We start from the raw sequence: 4293 nt of genomic DNA on the forward strand, positions 1-4293 counted from the left end.
GATGTCCGGCTGTTTGTCTTTTGAGCAGGCTTTGTTGGGTATTTTTTGTTTTGTTTGACTATAGTACGGCAAGGCGAGGCAACGCCGTACTGGTTTAAATTTAATCCACTATAAATAGGGTGGGGCAGTATGATGAACAGCAGGGCAGGGCACGGATTGCGGTATCAAAAAAGGTCGTCTGAAAAGCAGAAAATAGCTTTTCAGACGACCTTTGTTTTATTTTTGAAGGCTTATTCGATGTTTTGAACCTGCTCGCGCATTTGCTCGATTAAGACTTTCAGTTCAACCGAAGCCTGCGTGCATTCCGCCGCGATTGCTTTGCTGCCCAGCGTGTTCGCCTCGCGGTTCAATTCCTGCATCAGGAAGTCCAAGCGTTTGCCCGCGCTGCCTTTGTTTTCCGTCACAATACGGCGGACTTCGGCGATGTGTGTGCGCAGGCGGCTGAATTCTTCGTCAACATCGGATTTTTGGATAAACAGCGCAAATTCCTGCTGCAAACGGTCGTTGTCGATATTGTCGACCGCTTCCGCCAAACGCGCGTTCACCTTGTCCATATGCGCCTGAAGCAGACTAGGGAACAGCTCGCTCAACGCATCCACGATTTCTTCCATGCTTGCCAAGCGTTGCAACAGATGTTCGCCGAGTTTTTTACCTTCGCGTTTGCGGGCGGCGGCAAATTCTTTCAAAGCCTCGTCCAGCAGCTCTTGTACGGTTTTCGCCAAAGCCTCCGGATCTTCGCTTTGACCTGCCAACACCCCCGGAAAGCGCAACACTTCAGCGACCGTCAGCTTGCTGAAACCGTGTTCTTTGCGCCAAGTTTTGTTCAAGTCGGCAAGCTGTTTTACCAACTCTTCATTGGTTTCCAAACTCTGCCCGCCGACCGCCGCGTCCTGCAACTGAATGCGGCATTCCAATTTGCCGCGTGCGACTGAAGCCGCGATTTTCTCGCGCAACGCGCCTTCCAGATAGCGCAATTCTTCAGGCATGCGGAATTGGACATCCAGATAACGGTGGTTCACCGCGCGGATTTCCAAATTCACGCGCTTGCCGCCGCATTCGCCTGCGGCATTGGCAAAGCCGGTCATACTGTGGATATGGATGGATTGGGTCATGGTTTTACTCCGTTTCAAAATACGAGTGAAAGTGGAGGGACTATAACACAATATAGGATAAGGTCTTCTGAAAACGATTCCAGACGACCTTAAGCAGCCTCCCCGACGAATCCCGTATAATATCGACCACAAATTTTCACCGCTTCCGCAAAGGACAAATCATGAGCAATTACACCCGCACCTCGCGCGATGCCGACAGCCTGCGCGACATCAAAATCACCCAGAACTTTCTGCCGCATGCCGACGGATCGTGCCTGATCGAATGCGGCAACACCAAAGTTATTTGCACCGCTTCCATTGACGAGAATGTTCCGCCGTTCCTTCGCGGCAAGGGGCAGGGCTGGGTTACCGCCGAATACGGCATGTTGCCCGCGTCCACCGCCTCGCGTATGCGTCGTGAAGCCGCGGCAGGCAAACAGTCGGGCCGCACCCAGGAAATCCAGCGTTTAATCGGGCGTTCGCTTCGCGCCGTCGTGGATATGGAAAAACTGGGCGAACGCCAAATCCTGATTGACTGCGACGTGATTCAGGCCGACGGCGGCACGCGCACCGCATCTATTACCGGCGCGTTCGTCGCCCTGCAAATTGCGGTCAACAAGCTGCTTTCAGACGACCTTATCAGCGAAAACCCCATCCGTGAAGCCGTTGCCGCTGTATCCGCAGGCGTGGTGGGCGGTGTACCGCTTTTGGATTTGGATTACCCCGAAGACTCCGGCTGCGACAGTGATGTCAATATAGTCATGACCGCTTCGGGCAAAATCATCGAAATCCAAGGCACGGCGGAAGGCGCGCCGTTCAGCCTCGATGAATTGGGCAAACTGATTGCGCTGGCGCAAAAAGGCATTGCCGAGTTAACCGCGCATCAGCAAAACGCATTAAAACTATCTCGCTCTGTCGGATAACGGTATCCTGCAAATAATAAAAAGCCGTCTGAAACCTGAAGTTTCAGACGGCTTTTTTGAATCGGACAGTTCGGATTATGCCAATACGCCCAAAATAACCGCGCCTGCCTTGAAAACAGCCGTTGCTTTTTGGCCGGGTGTCAGATTCAGCAAATCGCCGCTTTTCACGGTAATGCCTGCGCTTAAAGCCAAGCCATCGCCCAAGTCCAAATCAACGATGCTGTTGACCGAGCCGCGTTCGATATGGCTGATGATGCCTGACAACTGGTTGCGTGCGGAAAGTTTGATGTTGTCGAGATTGTTGGCAATCAAGATGCTGCTCGCCTTAATCAGCACCACAACAGCCTTGCCTTTTTCCAAGCCGAGGTTGCTGATGCTCTCGCAAGTAACGGCTGCTACGATTTCCTGTCCGGTCGGCAGGGATACGGTTACTTCGCTGTTGACCGCGCCGTTGCGGATGTCTTTAACGATGCCGTTAAATTGGTTGCGCGCGCTGATTTGCATAATGAAATTCCTTTCGTATGTTTGTTGTTTGAATTTGAACGAACGATACTATACCGTGTCCTGATGCCTAAATTCAATATATTTTAAAATAAAATAGGCATTAATAACTAGTATTTTGTGCTGATTGGATAGGAAAATATAACGTAATTTAACCATTAGTTTTACAACAAAAGGTCGTCTGAAACCATATTTTCAGACGACCTCTGATATCCGACAGCCTATTTGCCGCCAAAATCCAATTTATCTTTGAAATTCATGTAAACGACAGTAAAATACACAAAGATTTGCCCGCCTTTTGCCGCAGCGCGAAAACCTACTCAGGCAGGCGGGAAGATTCCGACTTTGCAGCACCGCGCTGCCCTACCAATCTCAAACAGAAAGCACGAAACATGGCGTTAATCGTACATAAATACGGCGGCACATCAGTAGGCTCGCCCGAACGCATTAAAAACGTAGCCAAACGTGTCGCCAAAGCCCGCGCCGAAGGACACGACATCGTTGTCGTCGTATCCGCCATGAGCGGCGAAACCAACCGCTTGGTTGCGCTGGCGCACGAAATGCAGGAGCATCCCGATCCGCGCGAGCTGGACGTCGTCTTAGCTACCGGCGAACAAGTGACCATCGGTCTTTTGGCGATGGCATTGAAAGACATCGGCGTGGATGCCAAAAGCTACACCGGCTGGCAAGTCGCCCTCCAAACCGACACTTCCCACACCAAAGCCCGCATCGAAAACATCGATGATCAAAGAATGCGCGCCGACCTCGACGCAGGCAAAGTCGTCATCGTTGCCGGCTTCCAAGGCATCAGCAGCGAAGGCAATATTTCCACGCTCGGACGCGGCGGCTCCGACACTTCCGCCGTCGCGCTCGCCGCAGCCCTCAAAGCGGACGAATGCCAAATCTATACCGACGTAGACGGCGTGTACACCACCGATCCCCGCGTCGTGCCCGAAGCGCGCCGCATGGATACGGTTACATTTGAAGAAATGATCGAATTGGCAAGCCTCGGCTCGAAAGTCTTGCAAATCCGTTCAGTAGAATTCGCCGGAAAATACAAAGTGCGCCTGCGCGTACTGAGCAGCCTGCAAGACGGCGGCAACGGCACCTTAATTACTTTTGAAGAGGACGAAAACATGGAAAGAGCTGCCGTAACCGGTATCGCATTCGATAAAAACCAAGCCCGCATCAACGTGCGCGGCGTACCTGACAAACCCGGCGTCGCCTATCAGATTTTAGGCGCGGTTGCCGATGCCAACATCGAAGTCGATATGATCATCCAAAATGTCGGCAGCGAAGGTACCACTGATTTTTCCTTCACCGTACCGCGTGGCGATTACAGACAAACCATCGAAATCCTGTCCAAACTGCAAGACAGCATCGGCGCAGCCGCCATCGACGGCGACGACACCGTATGCAAAGTCTCCGCAGTCGGCTTAGGTATGCGTTCGCACGTCGGCGTTGCCGCCAAAATCTTCCGCACCCTTGCCGAAGAAGGCATCAACATCCAAATGATTTCTACTTCCGAAATCAAAGTTTCCGTCTTGATTGACGAGAAATACATGGAACTCGCCACCCGCGTCCTGCACAAAGCGTTTGATTTGGGTTAATCGAGTTATATGTTTGAAAGGTCGTCTGAAATTTTATTTTCAGACGACCTTTTATTTTATTGTGGAAAAATAGCTCAGATTTTTGAACCACACATTTTTGAGTGAAATATAGTGGATTAACTTTAAATCAGGACAAGGCGACGAAGCCGCAGACAGTACAGATAGTAC

At 51.4% G+C, this 4293-nt stretch carries 4 protein-coding genes; 2 read left to right on the forward strand and 2 right to left on the reverse strand.

Features of this window, described 5'->3' with window-relative positions; genetic code table 11:
• Window positions 1-230: 230 nt before the first annotated feature.
• Window positions 231-1112: a YicC/YloC family endoribonuclease gene (locus tag F9B91_RS12040; RefSeq protein ID WP_150923299.1), complete on the reverse strand. Its 882-nt coding sequence runs from the start codon at window positions 1110-1112 to the stop codon at window positions 231-233.
• Window positions 1113-1273: 161 nt separating this feature from the next.
• Here F9B91_RS12040 and rph point away from each other — a divergent pair, with 161 nt between their 5' ends.
• Window positions 1274-2014, forward strand: coding sequence for a ribonuclease PH (rph, locus tag F9B91_RS12045; RefSeq protein ID WP_150923300.1), 741 nt, complete (start codon window positions 1274-1276; stop codon window positions 2012-2014).
• A gap of 75 nt (window positions 2015-2089) precedes the next feature.
• Here the strand turns inward: rph and F9B91_RS12050 are convergent, their stop codons facing one another.
• Window positions 2090-2518 (reverse strand): TOBE domain-containing protein, encoded by a 429-nt coding sequence (locus F9B91_RS12050; protein ID WP_003744127.1) that lies wholly within the window; start codon window positions 2516-2518, stop codon window positions 2090-2092.
• A gap of 389 nt (window positions 2519-2907) precedes the next feature.
• Between F9B91_RS12050 and F9B91_RS12055 the strand changes: the two genes are divergently transcribed.
• The gene (locus F9B91_RS12055; RefSeq protein ID WP_049228058.1) at window positions 2908-4125 is read left to right on the forward strand and encodes an aspartate kinase; all 1218 of its coding nucleotides are present in this window, start codon (window positions 2908-2910) and stop codon (window positions 4123-4125) included.
• Window positions 4126-4293: the final 168 nt, after the last annotated feature.

Origin of the sequence: Streptococcus mitis (assembly GCF_008763935.1) — a bacterium.
Taxonomy (GTDB): Bacteria; Bacillota; Bacilli; order Lactobacillales; family Streptococcaceae; genus Streptococcus; species Streptococcus mitis_DB.

Coding starts and splice junctions, on each gene's coding strand:
- F9B91_RS12055 (WP_049228058.1), top strand. CDS start 2,908: ATGGCGTTAATCGTACATAAATACGGCGGCACATCAGTAGGCTCGCCC.
- F9B91_RS12040 (WP_150923299.1), bottom strand. CDS start 1,112: ATGACCCAATCCATCCATATCCACAGTATGACCGGCTTTGCCAATGCC.
- F9B91_RS12050 (WP_003744127.1), bottom strand. CDS start 2,518: ATGCAAATCAGCGCGCGCAACCAATTTAACGGCATCGTTAAAGACATC.
- rph (WP_150923300.1), top strand. CDS start 1,274: ATGAGCAATTACACCCGCACCTCGCGCGATGCCGACAGCCTGCGCGAC.